Raw genomic sequence first — 21,111 nt, 5'->3', positions numbered from 1 at the left:
CCTAGGTTAACTAAAAGCAGCACGTTTCTAGTTAAAAACGGCTGCTCAAAGTCACTTATTGTGCAAGTATATAATTATTGTTGAAAACGATAAACTGCACCTAAAGATAAGATTTGTGAAAGTTCATCTAATGCCGTGCGTGACTCAATAATTAATTGTGGGTCTCGTAAATCATCTATGACTAATTTGTCGCGATAATGACGATTAACCCAAGTCACTAATCGGTTATATAATGCTGGTGTTAGCAAGCAGTCAGGATTAACCCCAAGTAACTCTTGCTCGGTGAGCGCAACTCTTAGGCGTAAACATGCCGGACCACCACCATTTTTCATACTTTCATTGACATCAAAAAACTCAACATGATTTATTGGGTTATCACCAGCAATTAATGTTTGTAGGTAATGATTAACCTGACTATTTTCCCGACAATGCATCGGGGCAATAATAGCCATAGAATTATCAGCTAATGTGACAATTTGAGTATTAAATAAATACGTATTAACCGCTGCTTCAATCGACACTTGCTCGGTTGAAACTTCAAGAAAGTGCAGTTTATCGCCGTTATACTTTCGAGTGACTTCGGCTTTGAATTCTGCCGTATTTAAATATGCTTGCTCATGGTAAAGAAAAACATTCTGGTTACCGACGGCAATCACGTCATTATGAAAAACACCTTGATCGATAATATCGGGGTTTTGTTGAACAAAAACAGCTTTATCTTCAGAAAGGCCATGTAATCTTGCGATCGCCTGACTCGCCTCCAACGTTTGACGAGCAGGAAACTTAACGGGTGCTGGTTTATTTCGATTAAAAGCATAGCGACCATAAGTAAAGATCTCTACACCAGTATCTCCATAGCCTTCACATAATCGCGTATGGTTAGCAGCCCCTTCATCACCAAAGTGTTCATTATCGTTAAGGTGCTGATGATGCTGAAAATACTTATCATCGTTGAACATAGCTTTAAGGATTTTACTGGTCGTTTCAGGTTCGAGTGAACGATGAAACTTATTCGCTAAATTAGCTGAGGTAAAATGGACCTTTTTATCAACCGTATCCGCTGATGGTGAAACGGTTGCTGCATTGGCTGTCCACATCGTTGATGCAGAACAACAAGCGGCGAGTAGTGTTGGCGAAGCTTTATAAGCTGCTGACAATATTTGCGCATCGCTGCCGTGAAAGCCCAATCTTTTAAGCGTATAGAGGTCAGGACGTTCTTGAGGAGCAAATACGCCTTGTTTTAACCCCATATCGTGCAACGCTTTCATTTTTTTCAAACCTTGCAAGGCTGCTTCTTTAGGGTTTGAGCTGTTATTAGTATTTGATAATGAGGCAACATTCCCCTCAGAAAGCCCCGCATAATTATGGGTTGGCCCCACTAAACCATCAAAATTCACTTCGAAACTTTTCATTATTACCTCGACCTTTAAATCATTTTTTTAATTTTTTAACACCATAGTAAAATACGTACCAATCAAAATATTGATCATCAATATATAAAAATTTTATATTAACGTTTAATTTATCAGTAGTCATAGCGTCATTAACTGAACATAACCTGCAACAATCTATAATGTAAATAAAGCGCGTAAGTTGCGAATACCATAAGGGCTATAAGCCCGAAAACACTTATTAATTGTATAAAAATTGATAGATGAAAAAAGTTAACCTATCAGATGAATTTATCTCGTTTGCTGTGACTGACGAATCAATTTACGATGCATTTGTATTTTGAATCTTCCCCGATTCTTTAATAGTACTGCTTATATTGTTAAATTGTTTCATTTTAAGGACATCATTTGATGTCCTTTTTTTTTAGCTTTTTTTTAGCTAGGCGATTAAATAAGCTGACTTTTATAAGATGGATCTTACTTACTGTGCCTAGCGAATAAATTTCTAATGAATGAGCATTATTGATCTCAATTATACTGAATACTGACACTTGCTAATAATTTTACAACGCCCTTGATTACACTATGTTGATGGGTAAAAAATACCTTTTTAATAGCATGATTTATTCCCATTTAATTTTATAGGTGAAAAATATTGATCCATCGAATGAATTTATCTCGTTTGCTGTGCCTAATAAATCAATTTACGATGCAGTTGTTTGTTGAGTCGCTCTAATAATAATTTATAGATTCTTTAAAAACACCTGTTTGTATTGCTAAACTGCTACATTTAAGGACATCATTGATGTCCTTTTTTTCTGCTTATAATTCTATAAACAGATTGTTCTTATAGTGCAAATGAACCAACATGGTGCAAACCGAAAAAAACGGCCGTTTTATAAAAATCGTATTAACAATAATATCAATGAGTTACATTTCGGTATAACTATTGCTATTACTATTTGTCTTCATCAATTTATTTTACTCACATGCCTATTCAAACACCCATCCGTGGTTTACGGTCATTCTGCGTGGCTTCAAAATGTTTAAGCTTCAAACATGCTGCCGCACAATTGTTTTTAACACCTTCAGCGGTTAGCCATCAAATAAAACAGCTAGAGGAACAATTAGGTTTTGACCTCTTTAAAAGAGGAACACGTTCAATAGAGCTAACCAGTTCAGGGAAACAGTTTTATCAATCTATTCAACCGATAATTCATCAGCTTGAATCAACAATTTCGGAGTTCACTCATAATCAACAAAATAAAACTATTGTCATTAGTTTGCCTGAGTTTTTTGCCAGTGAGTTATTTATTCCTCAGTTAAGTACATGGTCTGAAAAAAATCCAGAAATAAACTTACAATTAGAAACGATAAAATCAGGCAGTGAACCCTCACAAATTGCTGATTTATCGATAGTATTGGCGAATGGCAAGCCAAATGCGAGTATTGTTCATGAATTATTCCCTGTGCGTTATACCCCAGCTTGTAATAAAAAACTTTATAAAAAACTTAAAAGCATGGGGACTTCGGCATTAAGAAATACCCCACTGATTTTACACCGCTCTCGTCCTTGGTCATGGCATCAATGGGCCGACAACGTCAATATTAATGATTTTGATCCAAAACAAATTATACAGTTTGACAGTATGTTTGGCGTTGCACGAGCGGCTCAACAAGGAATGGGCATAGCATTAGTGCCTCTTCCAATCAGTAAAACATGGTTTACTGAACAGTTATTAGTAAAACTCTTCGATGAAGAACTCAATACCAATGACAAATACTATTTGATCCAACATGAAAATATGGAAAATAAAACTGAGCTAACTTTATTTGCTGACTGGGTTAAAGAAACCTTCGCCAATAACAACGAATAACGATGCCAATGATAGATGAAATTTATTCACTCAATACGTCGATTTTAATCGTTTGTCTCGCGAAATGAAAATTTCTATAGTAGACCTGCATCAACCGGATGCGCTTTTAAATAGAGAGAAAAAAAATGAAAACTACATTAGCTTTATTAACCCCATTATTGATAACTTTACTAGTAAGTAACCCTGTATCAGCTTTTGAAAGTGACACCGCATTAAAAGTTGCGGTAGTTAAAGATGCCAGAGGTACTCAAGATATTGTTAAAGGCAATTTTAATAAAAGCATTAAGAAACTCACCAAACGCCATCAAGATGAAAGTTCGTATAACAGCCATATGAGTTTATGTGTTGCCTATTTGCAAGCTGATAATGCAGAACAGTCAGAGTTAGCATGTACTGCGGCAATCGACAGTATTGAGGCCATGAACTTAAATAACACCATTGGACTTTACCTTAAGTCATTAAGTTACAGTAATCGTGGTATTTCAAGGTACAAAAACAATGATATTAGCGGTGCCCTAGCTGATTTAAACCAAGCGATATTAATTGATGAAAACACAATTACGTTAGGTAACTTAAAAATTATCAAGCAAAAAGCATATCGATTGGCATCACTTTCAGAAACCTCACCACTGATTGCAGATTAATCAATAACTTAACACTAGATTTCAGGAGATATATCATGATCAAACGCATGCTAAATAGCATTTCATCTTTTACCAGTTTACTCATTAACATCAAGCACTTATCTGTGAGTCAGTGGGATATTGAAGAAACAGAGAATAGCCAAAATTTTAACGAAATTCGACAACCAAGGTAAATGAATGGCTTATTTAATAAACGGTAGCAGCGCAAGCAGAAATCGCTAAATATTTCAGGATATCAATGGCGTTGCTACTTTCCCACCCAGCTTATTCATAATATAAACACCTGTAGGTTAACCCTATTCAACTTGCTACTCCCCCCTAAATAATATTTATCATCAAAGTAGAGTTTAATGAATTATATAAGTGTAATAGATAGATATCATGAATATCACAATGCTATTCATGAACTTATGGCGTCAATCGTCGCAGGAGCCTTTGATGAAAACTTTTTTAAAGACGAAACCCTGCTACAAACTTCAATGCTCTGGCTAACTAAACATTACCCTTTTATTGAGTTGATGTTCACTTTAGATAGCGATGGCGTTCAAAGTAGTAAAAATATTTCTAAGAAGAATAATATAAATAAAAGTATTGCCGAAGGCCTTGGGATAGACCGCTCTTATCGCCCCTATTATATAAAGGCAGATAAAAATAATACCATCATTGTTACTGAGCCTTATTTATCAACCTCTAGCCATAATCTATGTATTTCTACATCAATGAAATATGCTAATAAAAATGGTGATGTTATTGGTGTATTGGTGATTGATATTAACTTAGCTCAAGCCATTGAATTTTTAATGGGGGATGTAAAAAGAAAAAAATTCCATCCTTTTTTCGTCAGTGTCTATTCATGTATTGTCGTTGGACTATTCTTTATTGTCGGTATTCTTTTATATTCTGCCGGTAGCGAAATAGTTAATTTATTACTCTCACCAACCCCTGAAGATCTACAAATAAAACCTTTTGGTATTATTATTTTTCTGACCTTAGCACTGGCCATTTTCGACTTAGGCAAAACAACGATAGAAGAAGAAGTGTTAATGCAAAAAGATATATTACGCCATAGTTCAACAAGACGAACAATAACTCGATTTATTGCCACTATCTTAATTGCCGTTTCAATAGAAGCTTTATTGCTAATGTTTAAGTCAGTACTTGGCTCCCCTGAATATTTAGTTAATGCTGTTGCTATGATGGCTACTTCAGTTGGCCTACTTGTTGGTTTAGGCCTATATGTTTACCTTGGCGCAAAAGCAGAAACACTACTAAAAAAATAACACTTTCCAATGAAGATAATAAAAAAAGATTACCTTAGTGTCTATTTCATTTAAATGGCTGACAATATTCACTGTTATTACTGACAGAAGTTATTTAAGGTTTTACTAAAATCATGTCAGTTTATCTTTAGCAATATTTTGCTCCACTAATTAACCAAGAGTTCAAGTCCCTTAGCTATGATTTAATGGCGTTCAAAATAAAAATATCGATGATTAATTCACTACAGGCTAGTCAAAATTGACTTCAGCGGGTAGAATCTAGCCCATCAATTTATTAAGAACGACGAGATGCATTCAGATGGGCAGAGCATACCAAAATCGCAAATTATCAATGGCGAAAACAGCAGGCGCAAAAACTAAAGTTTATTCAAAATACGGTAAAGCAATTTATGTAAGTGCCAAAGAAGGCGGTGTTGACCCAGATGGTAACCTAACACTACGTGGCTTAATCGATAGAGCTAAAAAAGATCAAGTACCTACTCACGTCATTGAAAATGCAATAAAGAAAGCATCAGGCGCTGGAGGCGAAGATTTTGTTGCCGCAAGGTATGAAGGTTTTGGTCCAGGTAACTGTATGGTTATTATTGATTGTTTAACGGATAACGGTAATAGAACGATTAAAGATGTTCGCCAATGTTTTACCAAGACCTATTCTAAAATTGGTTCATCGGGCACCGTTTCTCATATGTTTAATCATCAAGCTGTCTTTGCTTTTCAAGGCGAAGATGATGAAACTGTATTAGAAACCTTAATGATGGCTGACATTGATGTAACAGATGTTGAACTTGAAGACGGTATCATTACTGTTTATGCACCACATACTGAGTTTTTCAAAATAAAAACTGAATTTGCTAATTCAATGCCAGAGTTTGATTTAGAAGTTGAAGAAATCACTTGGGTACCGCAAACCTACACTGAAATTACCGGTGAAGATGACACAGCAAATTTCGAGAAATTTATCGCTATGTTAGATGATTGTGATGATGTACAAAACGTTTATCATAATGCCGATATTGCAGAGTCGTAATTTGCAACAGTATTAAGTCCAGGATGTCTGTTATCAGACATCCTGTTTTCTACTATATCAATATGTATCAACCTTATATGCTGTTCACATCGGTGTTAAAGGGGAACGCTCCTTTATTTAGCCAGCTTTTCCATCATCACGTTTACCGCGTCTAAATGCTCAGGGTTGTTATGACACATTCCTTGAAATACCGCACAAATATCAAGAAAGTCTGGTAAGTCGGTACGTTGTGCCATTTTCATTAACCGCTTAGTTAAACGCATTGCCGCCGTTGGTTTACTGGCAATATCATTTGCTAAAGCCATAACGTTATCCATTAAACACTCAGCATCAACAACATTTAACACCACCCCCATTTCTTTCGCTTCATCGGCATTAATTATTCTGCCTGTAAAAGTTAACTCCGCGGCTTTTTGATAACCAATAACTCGCTGCATAAACCATGCACCACCATCCCCTGGAATAAGACCTAAATTAGCAAATGTTTCGCCAAACTTAGCTTTTGTTGAGGCTATTCGGATATCACACATATTAGCAACATCGAAACCGGCACCGATTGCTGCACCATTAACAGCAGCAATAATAGGGACTTCACATTTATGTAATGCTAGTGGAATGCGCTGAATTCCTTGACGATAACGAGCTTCAAGTTCTTGTACATCACCAGCAAAATCACCACCACGTTCAGCCATATCTTTAATATTTCCCCCCGATGAAAACGCAGAGCCGGCACCGGTAATAATCAGCACAGCCACATCAGCCGTTTTATTAACCCACTCGACGGTGGTAACAATATCATCAGCAATTGCGGTACTTGTTAGCGCATTACGTACGTCATGGCGATTAAAGGTTAGCGTAGCAATATTATTATCTAGTGCGAGTAGACAGTCGGCTAATTGGGGAAGATTTTCTTTCATCGTTGTTTCTCATCAAGTTTGACTTGTTGCCAATATTCTTCAAGTTTTTCTAGCGAATGTTGTTCAAATTCTACGCCAGAGCTTGCCACTTGTTTTTCAACACCATGAAACCGTTTTGTAAATTTCTGATTTGCTTGGCGTAATAACTGCTCAGGGTCTTGTTTGGCATGGCGACAAAGATTGACAACGGCAAACATTAAGTCACCTAATTCTTCAGCGAGCGCTTGCGGATTATTTTGCTCAATTTCAAGATGAACTTCTTCGACTTCTTCGACAACCTTAGCAAAGACATCTTCAATGTTATGCCAGTCAAAACCAGCATGTGCGCAGCGTTTTTGAATTTTAGCGGCTTGAGAAAGTGCGGGTAAATTTCGCGGAATATCGGCTAAAATACTGATGTGTTCGTTGAGGTTTTTTTGTTGTCTTTCTTGCGCTTTTTCATTTTCCCAATTGGCATTAATCTCTGCATCAGATGTTAGATTTTTATCGCCAAAGACATGAGGGTGTCGACGAATGAGTTTCTCACAAATGGCCGCGACGACACTGTCAAAATCAAATTGTTTTTGTTCTTGCCCGAGCTGACTATAGAAAACAATCTGAAATAACAAGTCACCTAATTCTTTTTCTAATTCTGAGAAGTCTTGCTGTTCAACAGCGTCAATGACCGCATCAGCAACTTCGTAGGCTTCTTCAATGGTATGCGGTACTATCGAAGCAAAGTCTTGCTTGATATCCCACGGGCACCCTGTTTTAGGGTCGCGTAACTCGGTCATGATCCAACGTAGCTTATTCATTGAGGCTTGTTCAGTTAACATATTTATACATTTTCCATAAGGTAGATAAAATACAACTAGAGTCGCTTAACTTCTAATACATCATCAAGTTGAAGTAATTTGCCAATTAAACGTCCTAATATTTCATTATTTGGAATTTCAATATTTAACAACATAGCGACTGTTTGCTTGCTTGGATCAGAACGGCTTTCCATGCCAACAATACTGACCCGTTCATTGGAAACAATCGTAGAAATATCACGCACTAAACCTTGACGGTCACTCGCTATAACTTTCACTGTTGCTAGATAGCTCTGTTGATTCTGCTCACCCCATTGTACTTCTACTTCTCGTTCAGGTTGCTGAACTAACGAATTCGCTAATTGGTCACAATCATTGCGATGCACCGAGATACCCCGTCCCTGAGTAATAAAGCCAGCAATATCATCGCCTGGCACCGGATGACAACATTTTGCCATATGCGTTAATAAATTACCGACACCCGATACCGTAATGCCATTAGCATCGGTTTGAGATTTTTGTTGTGCCTGTTGAGGTTTGACCAAACTTTGTGGGTCAAGATCTACCGGTGGTTTGTTTTTCTCGTCATGATATTGCAAATGATTAATCACTTGCATTAAACGGGCATTACCTGAGCCAATAGCTGCATATAAATCATCAATCGATTTTATATTAAAGCGCCTACTCGCTGACATTAAATCAGTCTCGGTCAAATCGATTTTAGATAATTCTGTCTCTAACTGTTCTTTACCTATGGCAATATGTTTATCACGGTCGAGTAATCTAAAAAAATGTTGAATTTTTGACCGTGTTCTAGGTGCATGGGTATAATGCAGATTAGGGTTTAACCAATCACGACTTGGATTAGGTGTTTTACTGGTTAACACTTCGACTTGATCGCCTGTTTTTAAGCGGTAAGTAAAAGGTACAATCCGTCCAGAGACTTTCGCGCCGATGCAACAATGACCTACATTTGAATGAATATAGTAAGCAAAATCTAAAGGTGTAGAGCCAGCAGGTAAATCAATAACATCGCCGTTAGGTGTAAATACATAAATACGGTCTTCAAAGACCTGACTACGTAATTCATCGAGTAAATCGCCACTTTCGCTGACGTCATCTTGCCATTGTAAAATTTTTCTTAGCCAGCTAACTTTTTCATCAAAACCAGTTTTTTTATCCGTGTTCTTACTGCCAGTGCTGCCTTCTTTATAACGCCAATGAGCCGCAACACCCATTTCTGCATCATCGTGCATTTGCTGAGTTCTTATTTGTACTTCTACTGATTTGCCTTCTGGACCTAATACAACCGTATGAATCGATTGATAACCATTAGGTTTTGGTGTGGCGACATAATCATCAAATTCGTTAGGTAAATGCTGCCAACTGGTATGAACTATACCTAATGCGCCATAACAATCTTGAAGTTTATCAACAACAACCCTCACGGCTCTAACATCAAAAAGTTGTTCAAAACCAAGCGATTTTTGCTGCATTTTTTTCCAAATGCTAAAAATATGCTTGGGCCGACCATACACTTCACCGGCAATATTTAAATCTTGTAATTGCCCACTAAGATTACTCACAAAATTAGCCATATATTGTTCACGGTCTAAGCGTTTTTCATCTAATTGTTGGGCTATATTTTTGTACACCTTGGGATGAAGGTAGCGAAAGGAAATATCTTCAAGCTCCCATTTTAATTGACCAATGCCTAGTCTATTAGCGAGAGGTGCATAAATATTGGCGGTTTCTTTGGCAGCTAAAACTCGCGTTTCTTCATCGGCATTTTTTACCAGCCTTAAGTAACAGACTCGCTCGGCAAGTTTAATAACAACAGCACGAACATCGTCAACCATGGCAACTAACATCTTACGAATATTATCAACTTGATTGGCCGACACTTGATTAGACTGGCCTTGCTGTAATGTCTTTATCGCTTGCATTTGGCTAACGCCATTACATAAATTTAGAATTTTCTTAGAAAAGTTTTCTTCTATATATTCTAATGATATGCATTGGTATTCATATAACGGCAGTAAAAATGCAGCACATAAAGAATCGCGATCTAAATTCAAACTGGCGAGGATCTCAACCATCTCTAAAGACTTAGTCTGGCATTCTTGCTGGTCAACATAAAAATCACTGACTTGCTGCCAAAGCTTTTCAAGTGCTTGATTTTTTTGTTCACTAAGCTCCAATGAACTTAACCATTGCTCAAAATTTATTTCCGATATTTGATGAGATTTACGTACCGAAACCATAAAAATAACCTACTAAATTTTAGAAAAAAAATGAATGTCTACTTCACAAACAATACCATAGTCTCAATATGCTTTGTTTGAGAAAACATATCCATTAAGGATATTTTTTCAATGCGATAACCCTGTGCTAGCAATAATTCACTATCTTTGGCTAAGGTTGCCGGATCACAACTGACATATAGCACGCTATTAATATTTAAATGTACTAATTGTTGTAACGCTTGATAAGCGCCAGCACGCGCGGGATCTAATAGCAGCTTAGTATATTTTTTATTTGCCCAAGCTTCCTCTTTCCAATGACTATTTAAGTCAGCTTGATAAAACTCACAATTACTTAAACCATTTTGCAAAGCGTTTTTATGCGCGTTGCTGACCATAAGTTCAACACCTTCAATACCTACAACTTGCGCAACTTTTTTAGCTATTGGTAAGCTAAAATTACCTAAACCACAAAATAAATCTAAAACAATATCTTGCTCGGTCAAGTTTAACCATTGAATGGCTTGATTTATCATGCTTTTATTAACTTGGTGGTTAACCTGAATAAAGTTGTCGCTACTAAAAGAAATAACAATATTGTCAGCTAAACTATAGTGCAAACTAGTTAAAGTCGCTTTATCGAGCGTTACTACCTCTTTACCTAAGTCAAAGAGAACATCACAAGAAAAATCATCACTGAATGCTTGCCAGTGACTTTTATCTTGCTTGGTCAGCGGCTCTAACTGGCGCACGACTACCGTCACTTTTTCTGTGGCAATAACTTCAATATGACCGATAGCATTTTTACCTGATAATTTTTTTAGTAATGTTCTTAAGGGTAAAAAGATATTATTTACCGGCTCGATAAGTACAGGGCAACTTTTAATATTAATCAGCTGATTGCTGCCCCGTTGTCTAAAACCAATAATGGCTTGGCCTGCTTTATTATACTGCACACCAATACGCGCCTTGCGGCGATAATGCCAAGGCTGGCTGACGATAGGCGCTTGCCAAGGAAGTGACTGCTCGTGGTTGCTTCGCGAAAATAAATCACTGACCTTCTGCTGCTTAAAATCAAGCTGAGTACTAATGGCTAAATGCTGTAAATCACAGCCGCCACAACTGAGAAAGTGCTGGCACTTAGCGGCAACACGCCGTTTATTAGCAACGGATACGTCAATTAACTTGCCACGACTATATTTGTTTTTTTGTTCAATAACCTTCACTTTTACAACTTCATCAGGTAAAGCACCATCAATAAATATAGGCTTTTTATTGTGTAAACCTACGCCACAGCCGTTAATATCAAGACGAGTAACCTTGATACTAACTTCTTGACCTAGTTCTTGTTTTTTAGCTGTTGCTTTAAAAAAATTCGCCATAACGAAATATACCTGTTAAGTGCTATAAATTTATATGACGATATGCCATGATAAGGTTATTCAATGTCATGATTTTACACTAAAGTTCAGCAGATAATGCATAAAATAAGTCTGAAAGATTGGGTAATTTTACTTACCATAGTGCCAACCACTTTGATCGCTTTCTCGATAGCTAGCTATTTTTCATATAGCCGTTATGACGAATTAAATACGTTTTTAACGCAGCGCTCTCAAAGTATTATTGAACCCCTAGCAATTGCTAGCTCTTTAGGTATGTTAAACAAAGATCGTGTTCAACTGCGTAATCTGATGAATTTCACCCATCGCAGTCAATCATCAATTATCAAAAGTATTGCTGTTTTTACTAAAGATAACCAAGTTTTTGTCACCAGCTCTTACCACGGTGACGCCAATTTATTACGTCTAAAAGCAGGGCAAGTTATTCCCAACAGCACTATTTTCTCTAAAAATGGTGATGATTTTATTTTTCATAGTCCTATTATTAATGAAACTTTGATAAATGAGGCAACTCGCTCAATGTCTCAAGATAATATTGGCTATATTGCTATGCAGATTGACAGCAGTAATATACGTTTAAAACAACAAGACCAGATGCTATTTTCTTTTCTTATTGTCTTGCTTGGCAGTGTTTTTAGTGCATTTTTCTCTTATCGATTGATTAAAAACTTTACGCGTCCAATAGACGCTATGGTACTTGCCGTTGATCGTATTAGAGAAGGAAAACTAGAGAGTCGAGTCACAGGACAATTAATTGGTGAATTAAACTTTTTGAAAAACGGTGTCAATGCGATGGCACAATCATTAGGTGATTACCAAGAAGAAATGCAAGGCAGCATAGATCAAGCCACGACCGATTTACGAGAAAGTTTAGAGCAATTTGAAATACAAAACGTTGAACTTGATATCGCTAAACGAAAAGCACAAGAAGCGAATAAAGTTAAATCAGAATTTTTAGCCAATATGAGTCACGAACTGCGCACACCACTTAATGGTGTTATTGGTTTTACTCGCCAGGTATTAAAGACACCGCTGACTATTACCCAGCGCGATTATTTACAAACCATAGAGCGATCCTCAGCTAACTTGTTAGCCATTATTAATGATATTTTAGATTTTTCGAAATTAGACGCTGGAAAAATGGTTATCGAAAACATTCCTTTCTCGATGCGAGCAGCGGTCGAGGAAACATTAACATTGCTTGCGCCAACATCTCATAAGAAAAATATTGAGTTATCTTTACGTGTTAATCCGCAATTACCTGATGCTCTCATTGGTGATGCTATGCGAATTAAGCAGGTATTGATCAACCTGACCAGCAACGCCATGAAATTCACTGACAAAGGTTCTGTTGATATTGATGTCGACAGCGAACGCATTGAAAATAATATTGCGGTTTTAAAAGTAACAATTAAAGATACTGGTATTGGTATGAACCATGAGCAACAGAAAACTATTTTTGAGGCTTTTGGTCAAGCTGATAAAAGTGTTACGCGGCTTTATGGTGGCACAGGATTAGGCTTAGTTATTTCTCAACGCTTAGTCACTGAAATGAACGGCAATATGGGTTTTTCTACCGAGCAAGGTCAAGGTTCAACATTTTGGTTTACTTTTCGTTGTGAAGTAAATCCTATCTCTATTGATAATATTTTTGATAATCATGAGTTAGCAGGTAAAAGTGTTCTTTATTTTGAACCTCATACGCATAGCCGTATTGCGACCAGCGAAATTCTTACCGATTGGAACTTGGCTGTTCATCCGGTCCAAAACTTAGTACAAGTTAACGATTTATTGAATGAAAAGGTACATTTTGATTTTGCTCTAATAAGTCATGATATAACGCCGACAGCGTTAGTTGAGCTAAAAGAGCTTATCGTCACACTCTCAAAAAACGTGACTCAAATTCATTTAGCGATTAACAGTAACTCGCCAAATTTACAGGAAGCATTGATCGCTTGTGGAGCGAAAAGCTGTTTAAGTAAACCCATTACGCCAGAGCGATTAAATAAGGTACTGTTACCGAGAAATCACCTGCTAGATATCGTGAGATCAACGTCAGAAGACAATAAAATTCCAGTTAAAATTTTGGCGGTTGACGATAATGAAGCCAATTTAAAGCTTATTAATGAACTTTTACTCGAACAAGTCAATGAGGTTACTACTGTCGTCAATGGCCAAGAAGCGGTAGATATTTGTAAACATGAAAAATTTGCAATGATATTCATGGATATTCAAATGCCGATAATGGATGGCATCTCCGCGCTAAAAAGCATTAAAGCAATCACTTTTAATGACAATACTCCCGTGATCGCAGTAACCGCCCATGCCCTTAAAGAAGAAAAAGATAAACTGTTGAAACTGGGCTTTGACTCTTATATGACTAAGCCTATTGACGAAGCTATGTTACGTCACTGTATTTATGAATATTGTGATTTAACACAGCCACAAAATATTAAAACAATGAAAAATAAAAATATCGATAACACAGATTTAAATCAACAAGCTTTTGATACTAACAACGCAACGATTATGCACCGACGAAACCATCAAGTAATTGACTGGCCTTTAGCATTAAAACGAGCAGGCAATAAAGAAGAACTTGCCAAAGAGATGTTTAAAGGTTTAGTGCAAAGCCTGCCTGAAACAAAACTGAATATTTCTGAAGCATTGACCTCGCAAGATGTTGAGCAATTAAAAGTACTTATTCATAAGCTTAACGGTGCTTGCTGTTACTCGGGTGTACCCAGCCTAGGACGTGTTGTTCATCAGATAGAAACAGAACTGAAAAGTGGTGTCACTATCGATGACTTAGAACCTGAATTTTTTGAATTCTTTGAACACATTGATAATGTCATTAATCAAGCACCAGAAGTTTTTAATAAAAAGCCTAACATTGAGCACTAATAATTATTTGATAATACTTTAGCTTTAAAAAAAAAGTGACACCGCTAGGGTTATTGGCTCAATGACTTACTTAAGGTTAAATATAGGCGTTAGCGCTTCGGTAAAGGTGACCAGGTTAAAGCTGATAGCAGGACCTGAAAGGCTATGAATATTCAAAGGCTAATCAAGTAACAGCTGATTAATATCGGCAACTAAACTAGTATTGGGCCTTTCAATAATTCGCCCCAGCTCTTCGGTTTTACTTTCATCTCGATAAACAACGATAGTTGGCGTGTATTTGACATTATTTTCTTTGGCTAATTGCTGTGGGTCTTCTTTTTGGTAATCGAGTGCAATAAGTGTCGCACTAATTTGCTTATTGCCTTGCAGTAATTTAAGTAGTTTAGGCACTTCACGTTCACTGTCATGACACCAAGTCGCAAAATAAATGTCTATTTTTAACGATTCAGGCCACTGCGCAACAATTTCTTTTTCTTGCTCAGTAATTAAAGACTCATTGAAGTTTTTATTAAAAGCACTAAAGTCACTCAACAATCTAGCTTCACTGATCACACCTAAGGCAAAGCCATTATTATCCTCCGCGTGAACTGATAATGACAATAGATGGCAAAAAGCTATAGTGAATACTGTGAGTAGGACTTTTATCATTGCGACTCTGCTTATGTTATATCCGTGCGACTGCAACCTAGCTGTTTAGCAATTTTTTAGTAGCACGGTAATGTTTAATGTTTTTTTAATTCGTTAGCTTTTAATAACATGACTTTGCTTTCTTGTAAAAAGATATCAGCATAATCACCAAACCAATCGGAGACTTGGCTAAACATGGTAACAAAAGCATCTTTATCACCCATTTCAACATCTTCTAACAACTCTAGAAACCGATAAGCGAAACGTTTCATCATCGCGACATTATCTTGATTTGAAAAAATGATATCAGTATAAAGCACAGGATCTTGAGCAAATAAACGACCAACCATAATTAACTCTAAACGATAAATAGGCGAACTCATTTCAACAAGTTGAGAAATGTCAGCCCCTTCAGTCATTAAGTGATAACCGTAAGCAATTGTTGAAAAATGTCTCATAACTTGAACCATAGACATTGCTTGATCGTGCGCCGACGCATCGACGGGATAAATCTTTGCTCCCCAAACCTGAAATTGTTTCAGCAACCAATTATATTGCTCGGGTAAACGCCCTTCGCAAGTAATAATTGTTTGTTTGATTAACCCTGACACATCAGGTCCAAACATTGGGTGTAAACCAACAACCGGTCCTTGATGAACTTTCATCATTTCATAAAGTGGCATTTCTTTTACGCTAGTCACATCAGCTAAAATGCATGTTTTGGGTAAACAAGAAAGCTTTTGAATGATCATTGATGTTAAGCGAATAGGTACAGCAACAATAACGACACCGGCTTGGGCAAGGATATTGTCACTATTTGGCCAGTCATCTTGTTCAAGAACGGCTACCTGATAACCAGAGCGCTCAAATAAATCAACAAACACTTTACCTAACTGTCCGTTACCACCGATAACAACTATTTTACCACTCTCTGTATTGACACATTGATAGCCACTCGCATCTTGACTGATGTAAGAGTCACTCATTAGCCGTCTTAAAATATCTTCAATTAATTCTGGAGACACGCCTGCCTCCATCGCCTGTTGACGTCGCATAGTCAGTAATTGAGCTTCTCGGTCAGGCGCATAAATTGGCATACCAACTCGGCTTTTTAGCTCTCCCACTTTAGTGGTAACTCTGCGGCGCTTGGCTAATAGCTCGACTAATTGAGTATCTATCTCATCAATCTCATTTCTCAATGCGGTTAACTGAGGAGCAATACTTTTCTTATCCATTAATTTACTCATTTACGTTTCGCGTACTCGCCTTCATACTGATTTAAGATAAACGCTTCTTTAAAACACCATTAAGTTTATCGGTCGCATTTGCTAATAAAAGTGCCGTATCATTAAAATCAATACACGCATCAGTGACTGAAACACCATACTTTAATGACTCTTTCGGGCCATTAGTGCTTTGGTTACCTGCATTTATATGACTTTCTAACATTATACCAATAATTGATTTATTACCTTCAATTATTTGGTCAAATACATTTTCTGCCACCAATGGCTGGCGACGGTAATCTTTATTTGAATTACCGTGCGAACAATCGATAACAATACCAGGCTCTAAACCTTGTACACTCAATTCTTTCTCACATAACGCAACATTAGCAGCATCATAATTAGGTTTCTTACCACCACGTAAAATAACATGACCATCAGGGTTTCCAGAAGTTTTAATCAATGATACTTGTCCTTGACGGTTTATTCCCATAAAGCGATGTGAAGACGCTGCTGACTGCAAAGCATTAATAGCTACATCTAGGCTACCATTGGTGCCATTTTTAAAACCAATAGGCATAGAAAGACCTGACGCCATTTCTCTATGTGTTTGCGACTCAGTTGTTCTGGCGCCAATCGCCGACCAGCTAAAAAGTTCAGCCAAGTATTGCGGGCTAATGGGGTCAAGCGCTTCGGTGGCTAATGGCAAACCTAAATCAGTTAAGTAAATCAATAATTCTCGAGCTTTACGCAAACCGGTTTCAACATCAAAGGTACCATCCATATGAGGATCGTTTATTAAACCTTTCCATCCAACGGTGGTGCGAGGCTTTTCAAAGTAAACACGCATAACAATATAAAGGCTGTCTTGATGCTTATCATGTAAGGCTTTTAACTTTTGGGCATATTCTTTAGCGGCCTCGAGATCATGTACAGAACAAGGACCTGAAATAACGAGTAAGCGATGATCTTTTTTATGAATAATGTCAGCGATCACCTTGCGGGCAGCTTTAACGAAATTACGTCCACTTTCTGACAAGGGGAGTTCATCTCTTAATTGATCAGGCGTTATTAATACATCTTCTGAATTGACATGAATATCGTTAAGGGTTTTTATGTGAGGACCTTTACTAGGTTGAACGTTCGGTAATGAGTTAGACATTGTATTTTCCATTTATCGCAATATTGTTTATTAAAGTAAATATAGAACAAAAGAACTAAGTGTGACTTAGCAAAAGAAGGGCTAGTAATAATATCGATGTTGTTGGTTTTTCATAATAGTTCCGCTAATCGCCATATCGTAAAGAATTATTTACTCTGTTTGTACACAATATCTTACAGGGGTTTTTTTTGAAGGTACAGTAGTTTTAGTGTTTTTATTCTAGGTTATGTTGAGGGTGAACGGTATAACGTGGTGCCGTGACTAAATGGACATAGGAAGTAGAGTAACGTAGGAGCATTTACCGAGACGGTAAAGAAGGTAACTGTTCACAACTTTGGCTATTTAGAATACAGAGCGAAGCGTCCAAGGGTGAATCAAGCATGGCCTTTCGCAGCATGTTCTAATGACGAGATCAGTGCACGTATTCAAGCCACTTTCCCGCCAATAAAAACATTAAAAGCGCCCTAAGGCGCTTTTAATTAAGTGCTTGTTAGTGACTAACTAGCGTGAACAATTCGATTACTTATTAAGTTTTCTACAACGCTAGGATCTGCCAAGGTCGATGTATCCCCTAAGGTATCAATATCGTTTTCAGCAATTTTACGTAAGATGCGACGCATTATTTTACCAGAACGTGTTTTTGGCAAGCCAGGTGCATACTGAATATAATCAGGTTTTGCAAAACGGCCTAACTCTTTAGCAACAAACTCAGTTAATTCTTTCAGTAACTCTGGTGATTCACTGGCACTAGCCATTAAAGTCACATAAGCATAAACACCTTGGCCTTTAATTTCATGCGGATAACCAACAACAGCAGCTTCAGCTACAGCAGGATGAAGCACTAAAGCACTTTCGATTTCAGCAGTACCTAAACGATGGCCCGAAACATTAAGGACATCATCAACACGCCCGGTGATCCAATAAAATCCGTCTTCATCACGACGTGCACCATCTCCAGTAAAATAATTACCAGGATATTGGCTTAAATAGGTTTGATAAAAACGATCATGATCGCCATAAACTGTGCGTAACTGCCCAGGCCAACTACCCGTTATCATTAACAAACCTTGGTCAGCACCTGCAAGTGTATTACCTTCTTTATCAAACAATGCTGGCTGAACACCAAAAAAGGGTTTACCTGCTGCACCTGGTTTCATATCAACAGCACCGGGTAATGAAGTAATTAAAATACCCCCAGTTTCTGTTTGCCACCAAGTATCAACAATAGGACAGTTAGACTTGCCAACCACTTCATAATACCAATGCCAAGCTTCAGGATTAATAGGCTCGCCAACCGTACCGAGTAAACGCAACGATGAAAGATCTGATTGATGGACTAAATCGTCGCCAATACTCATCAAGGCTCTTATCGCAGTAGGTGCAGTATAAAAAATATTAACTTTATGTTTTTCACATATTTGCCAGAAACGTCCAGCATCGGGGTAAGTAGGTACCCCTTCAAATACTAGTGTAGTTGCACCGTTAGCTAACGGGCCATAGAAAATATAAGAGTGACCAGTGATCCAACCTGCATCTGCTGTACACCAATAAATTTCGCCATCTTTATAGTCAAAAACATATTTATGAGTCATCGCGGCATAGAGCGAATAACCACCACAGGTATGTAAAACACCTTTTGGTGTGCCTGTTGAACCTGATGTATAAAGAATGAACAATGGATCTTCTGCATCCATGACCTCTGGTTCACAAACGGCTGATTGCTTGGCAACTTCTTCTTCATAACTGATGTCTATTTTGTCATTCCATGCGACATCACCACCGGTACGAGCAACAACAATAACCGTATGTACATTGGGGCATTCGGCAACAGCTTCATCAACATTCACTTTCAGTGGAATAACACGACCGCCACGTAAGCTTTCATCAGAAGTGATAACAACTTGGCAATCAGCATCAGCAACTCGTGAGCGTATAGCTTCAGTTGAGAAACCACCAAAGACAACAGAATGTACCGCGCCAATCCGAGCACAGGCTAACATGGCATAACCCACTTCAGGGATCATCGGCATATAGATACAAACCCGATCACCTTTTTTAACACCACGTGCTTTTAATAAGTTCGCTAAACGACAAACATGATCATGTAATTCTTGATAAGTAATTTTTTTGTCGTCGCTGGGATCATCGCCTTCCCAAATGATAGCTGTATCATTGGCTTTAGTAGCTAAGTGACGATCAATACAGTTATAACTTACATTTAATTTACCACCAGAAAACCATTTAATATCAGCCGTTTTCAAGTCAACATCACTGACACTGTCCCAAGGTTTATACCAATCAAGAAATTTTTCAGCTTGCTCACCCCAAAATACATCAGGTTGTTCAATCGATTGCTTGTACATCGCATCGTATGTTGCACTATCAATATGAGTGTGTGCTTTAGCTTGTTCTAAAACTGGATAACAGCTTTTCAATTCTTTCATGTTGAGTCCTTCATTGCTGACTTGATATTATATCAAGTTGATTATTGCTTAAATGCTATTGATATTCATCTAAGCACTAATAGATTTTGAGGTTATTTTTAAAACAGTGACAACATCATATAGGAAGTTAATTAGTGCGACTACTCAACTAAAGTCGAATACGCCTTATTAAATTTCCATTAAAATGAAAAAAGATAATTGTCTACTAATAAGATTAACATTGAAACCCAATAATGACAACGCTGTCATTTTCAAGTTAAAAAAAAGCAAAATAAATTGCTATTGGCGGACTAAGGAGCCTTTAAATAGATACGTTAACGAATAGTGATATCGGGTGAACCGTCAATTTCACCATCTTCGGTAATGATAACAGTACCACTATTATTTGATAATACAGCAATGCTACGTCCATTATTATTACGTATAAAAAGCAATTCATAGCCAAACTTACCAAGACTACCTGCTGAAAATTTTTGAGCGAGTGTCAGCTTCTCCCACCAAACTGAATGCTCAGGAGATTCGTGCCTTCTCTCATTGAAAGGTTGCTTTTGTTGTTGCATAACTTACCCACCCGTTAAATAAATACTAACGTCATTGTATCAATATAGCCCAGATAAACAGCGGTGCCTAACGTAAGTATAGAACAGATTTTACCAACAAAGATTTTATTATTGCGTTAACTAGCGAGAAAGTACTACGAACGCGGTAGCATATAATGCTTCGTCAGAGAGCGAAATGTGCCAGTTTTCAGCCCCTAATTCAGTTGCTAGCTCTGCTGCACGACCACTTAGTAGTAGTTGTGGCTGACCAGAAGCTAATGATTTTATTTCAAAATTTTGAAATGAAACCCCGTTGGCTATGCCGGTACCAAGCGCTTTAGATGCGGCTTCTTTTCCTGCCCAGCGCTTGGCTAAATATAATGCAGGGGTTTTTAACGATTGGTATTTTTCATATTCTATTGGCGTTAACACACGAAGCGCTAATCGGTCTCGCACCTTAATCGCCATTTTTTCTATACGGCTTATTTCAATAATATCAGTACCGATGCCAACTACAGACATAATGAATCACTTTTTTAAGCGCTAGATAAATGTTGTCTTAACATTTAATTTAGCTTCACTTCGTTAAATAAGGCAGAACTTTATTAGCTCTGCCGGGTAGGGTCTAAGCGCTGT

General features: G+C 37.5%; 17 protein-coding genes. 6 read left to right on the top strand and 11 right to left on the bottom strand.

Features of this window, described 5'->3' with window-relative positions; all coding sequences use genetic code 11:
* Positions 1-74: 74 nt before the first annotated feature.
* The gene (gene astB, locus H4J56_RS02575; protein WP_182213397.1) at positions 75-1,412 is read right to left on the bottom strand and encodes an N-succinylarginine dihydrolase; all 1,338 of its coding nucleotides are present in this window, start codon (positions 1,410-1,412) and stop codon (positions 75-77) included.
* A gap of 974 nt (positions 1,413-2,386) precedes the next feature.
* On the opposite strand from astB, the gene H4J56_RS02570 reads away from it, so the two are divergent.
* The 5 genes from H4J56_RS02570 (at position 2,387) to H4J56_RS02550 (ending at position 6,219) form a co-directional block, all read left to right on the top strand.
* Positions 2,387-3,268: a LysR family transcriptional regulator gene (locus tag H4J56_RS02570; RefSeq protein WP_231907471.1), complete on the top strand. Its 882-nt coding sequence runs from the start codon at positions 2,387-2,389 to the stop codon at positions 3,266-3,268.
* 125 nt (positions 3,269-3,393) lie between these two features.
* A complete protein-coding gene (locus tag H4J56_RS02565) occupies positions 3,394-3,912 on the top strand; it encodes a hypothetical protein (RefSeq protein ID WP_070374721.1) in 519 nt (172 codons plus the stop codon).
* Between the two features lie 35 nt (positions 3,913-3,947).
* A complete protein-coding gene (locus tag H4J56_RS02560; protein WP_157470871.1) occupies positions 3,948-4,085 on the top strand; it encodes a hypothetical protein in 138 nt (45 codons plus the stop codon).
* A gap of 177 nt (positions 4,086-4,262) precedes the next feature.
* Positions 4,263-5,192, top strand: coding sequence for a PDC sensor domain-containing protein (locus H4J56_RS02555; RefSeq protein ID WP_182213396.1), 930 nt, complete (start codon positions 4,263-4,265; stop codon positions 5,190-5,192).
* A gap of 298 nt (positions 5,193-5,490) precedes the next feature.
* Positions 5,491-6,219 (top strand): YebC/PmpR family DNA-binding transcriptional regulator, encoded by a 729-nt coding sequence (locus H4J56_RS02550; RefSeq protein WP_070374723.1) that lies wholly within the window; start codon positions 5,491-5,493, stop codon positions 6,217-6,219.
* Positions 6,220-6,332: 113 nt separating this feature from the next.
* On the opposite strand, the gene H4J56_RS02545 is transcribed toward H4J56_RS02550, so the two are convergent.
* Genes H4J56_RS02545 through rlmD form a run of 4 tightly spaced genes read right to left on the bottom strand, consistent with a single transcriptional unit; the run spans position 6,333 to position 11,555 of the window.
* Positions 6,333-7,136, bottom strand: a complete 804-nt coding sequence (locus H4J56_RS02545) for an enoyl-CoA hydratase-related protein (RefSeq protein ID WP_182221109.1) — start codon at positions 7,134-7,136, stop codon at positions 6,333-6,335.
* Positions 7,133-7,951 carry a nucleoside triphosphate pyrophosphohydrolase gene (gene mazG, locus H4J56_RS02540; RefSeq protein WP_182213394.1) on the bottom strand — a complete coding sequence of 273 codons (819 nt, stop codon included), beginning with the start codon at positions 7,949-7,951 and terminating at the stop codon, positions 7,133-7,135. The genes H4J56_RS02545 and mazG overlap by 4 nt, the downstream gene beginning before the upstream one ends.
* Before the next feature lie 35 nt (positions 7,952-7,986).
* Positions 7,987-10,194, bottom strand: a complete 2,208-nt coding sequence (relA, locus tag H4J56_RS02535; RefSeq protein ID WP_182213392.1) for a GTP diphosphokinase — start codon at positions 10,192-10,194, stop codon at positions 7,987-7,989.
* A 38-nt stretch (positions 10,195-10,232) separates the two neighbouring features.
* Positions 10,233-11,555, bottom strand: a complete 1,323-nt coding sequence (gene rlmD, locus H4J56_RS02530) for a 23S rRNA (uracil(1939)-C(5))-methyltransferase RlmD (protein ID WP_182213391.1) — start codon at positions 11,553-11,555, stop codon at positions 10,233-10,235.
* A 96-nt stretch (positions 11,556-11,651) separates the two neighbouring features.
* On the opposite strand from rlmD, the gene barA reads away from it, so the two are divergent.
* Positions 11,652-14,477 (top strand): two-component sensor histidine kinase BarA, encoded by a 2,826-nt coding sequence (gene barA / locus H4J56_RS02525; protein WP_182213389.1) that lies wholly within the window; start codon positions 11,652-11,654, stop codon positions 14,475-14,477.
* 159 nt (positions 14,478-14,636) lie between these two features.
* Here the strand turns inward: barA and H4J56_RS02520 are convergent, their stop codons facing one another.
* The 6 genes from H4J56_RS02520 to acpS form a co-directional block, all read right to left on the bottom strand.
* Positions 14,637-15,125 carry a thioredoxin family protein gene (locus H4J56_RS02520; protein ID WP_182213387.1) on the bottom strand — a complete coding sequence of 163 codons (489 nt, stop codon included), beginning with the start codon at positions 15,123-15,125 and terminating at the stop codon, positions 14,637-14,639.
* 74 nt (positions 15,126-15,199) lie between these two features.
* Positions 15,200-16,351, bottom strand: a complete 1,152-nt coding sequence (gene tyrA, locus H4J56_RS02515) for a bifunctional chorismate mutase/prephenate dehydrogenase (protein WP_259364806.1) — start codon at positions 16,349-16,351, stop codon at positions 15,200-15,202.
* A 31-nt stretch (positions 16,352-16,382) separates the two neighbouring features.
* On the bottom strand, positions 16,383-17,492 hold the full coding sequence (locus H4J56_RS02510; protein WP_182213385.1) for a 3-deoxy-7-phosphoheptulonate synthase: 1,110 nt from the start codon (positions 17,490-17,492) through the stop codon (positions 16,383-16,385).
* A 497-nt stretch (positions 17,493-17,989) separates the two neighbouring features.
* Positions 17,990-19,936, bottom strand: coding sequence for an acetate--CoA ligase (acs, locus tag H4J56_RS02505; protein ID WP_182213384.1), 1,947 nt, complete (start codon positions 19,934-19,936; stop codon positions 17,990-17,992).
* 314 nt (positions 19,937-20,250) lie between these two features.
* Positions 20,251-20,496 carry a hypothetical protein gene (locus H4J56_RS02500; protein WP_182213382.1) on the bottom strand — a complete coding sequence of 82 codons (246 nt, stop codon included), beginning with the start codon at positions 20,494-20,496 and terminating at the stop codon, positions 20,251-20,253.
* A 120-nt stretch (positions 20,497-20,616) separates the two neighbouring features.
* Positions 20,617-20,997, bottom strand: coding sequence for a holo-ACP synthase (gene acpS, locus H4J56_RS02495; protein ID WP_070374732.1), 381 nt, complete (start codon positions 20,995-20,997; stop codon positions 20,617-20,619).
* Between the last annotated feature and the right edge of the window lie 114 nt (positions 20,998-21,111).

Origin of the sequence: Colwellia sp. BRX8-4 (genome assembly GCF_014077345.1) — a bacterium.
In the GTDB taxonomy this organism is placed as follows: Bacteria; Pseudomonadota; Gammaproteobacteria; order Enterobacterales; family Alteromonadaceae; genus Colwellia_A.
This window is presented reverse-complemented; position numbering and strand designations above follow the sequence as displayed.

Coding starts and splice junctions, on each gene's coding strand:
- tyrA (WP_259364806.1), bottom strand. CDS start 16,351: ATGAGTAAATTAATGGATAAGAAAAGTATTGCTCCTCAGTTAACCGCA.
- H4J56_RS02500 (WP_182213382.1), bottom strand. CDS start 20,496: ATGCAACAACAAAAGCAACCTTTCAATGAGAGAAGGCACGAATCTCCT.
- astB (WP_182213397.1), bottom strand. CDS start 1,412: ATGAAAAGTTTCGAAGTGAATTTTGATGGTTTAGTGGGGCCAACCCAT.
- rlmD (WP_182213391.1), bottom strand. CDS start 11,555: ATGGCGAATTTTTTTAAAGCAACAGCTAAAAAACAAGAACTAGGTCAA.
- H4J56_RS02510 (WP_182213385.1), bottom strand. CDS start 17,492: ATGTCTAACTCATTACCGAACGTTCAACCTAGTAAAGGTCCTCACATA.
- H4J56_RS02545 (WP_182221109.1), bottom strand. CDS start 7,136: ATGAAAGAAAATCTTCCCCAATTAGCCGACTGTCTACTCGCACTAGAT.
- barA (WP_182213389.1), top strand. CDS start 11,652: ATGCATAAAATAAGTCTGAAAGATTGGGTAATTTTACTTACCATAGTG.
- acpS (WP_070374732.1), bottom strand. CDS start 20,997: ATGTCTGTAGTTGGCATCGGTACTGATATTATTGAAATAAGCCGTATA.
- H4J56_RS02560 (WP_157470871.1), top strand. CDS start 3,948: ATGATCAAACGCATGCTAAATAGCATTTCATCTTTTACCAGTTTACTC.
- H4J56_RS02555 (WP_182213396.1), top strand. CDS start 4,263: ATGAATTATATAAGTGTAATAGATAGATATCATGAATATCACAATGCT.
- H4J56_RS02520 (WP_182213387.1), bottom strand. CDS start 15,125: ATGATAAAAGTCCTACTCACAGTATTCACTATAGCTTTTTGCCATCTA.
- acs (WP_182213384.1), bottom strand. CDS start 19,936: ATGAAAGAATTGAAAAGCTGTTATCCAGTTTTAGAACAAGCTAAAGCA.
- H4J56_RS02565 (WP_070374721.1), top strand. CDS start 3,394: ATGAAAACTACATTAGCTTTATTAACCCCATTATTGATAACTTTACTA.
- relA (WP_182213392.1), bottom strand. CDS start 10,194: ATGGTTTCGGTACGTAAATCTCATCAAATATCGGAAATAAATTTTGAG.
- H4J56_RS02550 (WP_070374723.1), top strand. CDS start 5,491: ATGGGCAGAGCATACCAAAATCGCAAATTATCAATGGCGAAAACAGCA.
- mazG (WP_182213394.1), bottom strand. CDS start 7,951: ATGTTAACTGAACAAGCCTCAATGAATAAGCTACGTTGGATCATGACC.